General features: G+C 71.0%; 2 protein-coding genes. One reads left to right on the top strand and one right to left on the bottom strand.

The genetic code is table 11. The annotated features are described in order from the left end of the window. Positions 1 to 95: 95 nt before the first annotated feature. On the bottom strand, positions 96 to 1,361 hold the full coding sequence (locus tag AB8Z36_RS38565) for an extracellular solute-binding protein (protein WP_369218024.1): 1,266 nt from the start codon (positions 1,359 to 1,361) through the stop codon (positions 96 to 98). 169 nt (positions 1,362 to 1,530) lie between these two features. Between AB8Z36_RS38565 and AB8Z36_RS38560 the strand changes: the two genes are divergently transcribed. Then, a partial coding sequence (locus AB8Z36_RS38560; protein ID WP_369218023.1) for a TetR family transcriptional regulator occupies positions 1,531 to 1,935 on the top strand: 405 nt, incomplete at its 3' end.

Genomic DNA, 1,935 nt, shown 5'->3' with positions numbered 1-1,935 from the left:
GACGGAGGGGACGGGCGAGGCGGAGAGGGAGCCGGTACTGGCTTCTGAGCGCTAGAGCTGCGTTGCAGCTCCGCTAGACCTGCGCTGGAGCTGCGTCAGAGCTCCGCCTGGGCCGCCGCCGCGTCGAGGGACTTGAGCACGGCCCGGGGGTCACCGCCCCGGGCCACCGCCTCCCCGACGTGCTGCCGGACGGCGGTCCGCACCTGAGGCCAGGAGGCCAGATTCGTCGGCTGGAACCGCGCCTGCGGCATCTGGTCGATGAAGTCCCACAGGGCCCGCTGCCCGGGGTCCTTGCGCAGGGCGGCCGACGCGGAGCTGGTCACCGGCAGCGCGGACTGCCCGCCCCCGTAGGCCAGGGCGGACTTGCGCCCGTAGAGGTAGCCGAGGAACGTCCCGCACTGCTCGCGCCGCCCGTTGTGCCGGAACGCCATCAGCCAGTCGTTGAGCCCCACCGGAGGCGCCGCGCCGCCGAGCTTCTTGGGGAACGGGGCGTGCGCGTAGGGGAACTTGGCCTGGTCGGCGGCGCCCATCAGGACCGGATGGGCGATCAGCATGCCGATGTCGCCGCGCAGGAACTGGGCGTACGCGTCCGTCCTGGTCAGCTTCGACGGGTCCTTGCCCGCCAGGCCCCGCGCCACGAGGTTGTCGCGCAGCCACGCCAGGGTGGCGATGTTGCTCGCGCTGGCGAAGTCGTAACCGGTGAGGGCGGCATAGCCGCCGCCGTCGGCGAGCAGCCAGGCGAGCGCCTCGTCCTCGGCGGACTCAGGGCCGAGCTGGAGCCCGTAGGGGGTGTCGACGCCGAGCGCCTTCAACGCCTCGGCGGCAGCGCGCAGTTCGGCCCACGAGCGGGGCGCCTTGACGCGGGCCTGCTTGAAGAGGGCCTTGTTGTAGAACAGGCGCGGGGTGCTGGCCAGGAAGGGCAGCCCGTACTGGACGCGGTTGACCATGCCGGCCTCCGCGTAGGAGCGGATGAAATCGCCTTCCGTACGTATGTCGAAGAGGTCGTCGGCGCCGTAGAGCTTGCCGTCCTCCGCGTACGGGGCGAAGAGGTTGGACTGGGCGATGTCGGGGGCGTCGCCGTCCTTCACGCGCCGGGCGAGTGTCTCGTCGAGCTTCGCGAACGGTACGCGCTCCAGGGCCACGCGGATGTCCGGGTGGGCCTTCTCGAAGGTGGCGATGAGCTTGTCCCACTGGTCGCCGATCGAGGAGCCGACGCTCTTGTCGTAGCTGGCGACGAGGAGTTTCAGCGGGGTGCCGGTCTCCGCGGAGCAGGCGCTGAGGCCTCCGGCGCCGAGGGCGGTGGCGCCGGTGATACCGGCCGAGTGGAGAAGGAACTGCCGACGACGCACCGCTGTTGCCACCTTCTGCTTCTGCTTCTGCTTCTGCTTTTTGCTTTTTGCTTTTTGCTTTTGACTTTTGCCCGCTGCTGTCGCTGATTGCTGATCGGGACCAGGGTGGTGGCAGATTCTGCCATAGGGGCAGTTTGCGCCTGTGGGCGCCCTTGAGCGGAGCTGGCATAACCTGCCTGTCATGCCCCGTGGTTCGCAGCCGTCGCTGACGGAACGTCGCAAGAACGAGACCCGCCTCGACATCGCCCGTACGGCGGCGTCGCTCTTCGCCACGGACGGGCTGCGGGCCACGCGCGCCGAGGACATCGCGCGGGCCGCCGGTGTCGCCCCGCGCACCTTCTACCGCTACTTCGCCACCAAGGAGGAGGCGGTCGCCCCGCTCTTCACCGAAGGCGCCCAGCAGTGGGCGGAAGCGGTGCGGCGGGCCCCGGACGGCCTGACGGTGCCGGAGGCGCTGCGGCACGCCGTGGCCGAGACGCTGGCCGCCGGGGACGCCGCGGCGGCGGAGTCCCTGGAGTGGGTGCGCTCGCTCCTTCGCATGTCGGCCGGGAGCCCGGCGCTGCGCGCGGTGTGGGCGGACACGTGC

Origin of the sequence: Streptomyces flavofungini (genome assembly GCF_041028215.1) — a bacterium.
In the GTDB taxonomy this organism is placed as follows: Bacteria; Actinomycetota; Actinomycetes; order Streptomycetales; family Streptomycetaceae; genus Streptomyces; species Streptomyces flavofungini_B.
The sequence above is the reverse complement of the archived record's forward strand: the minus strand, read 5'-3'. Positions and strand labels throughout refer to the sequence as shown.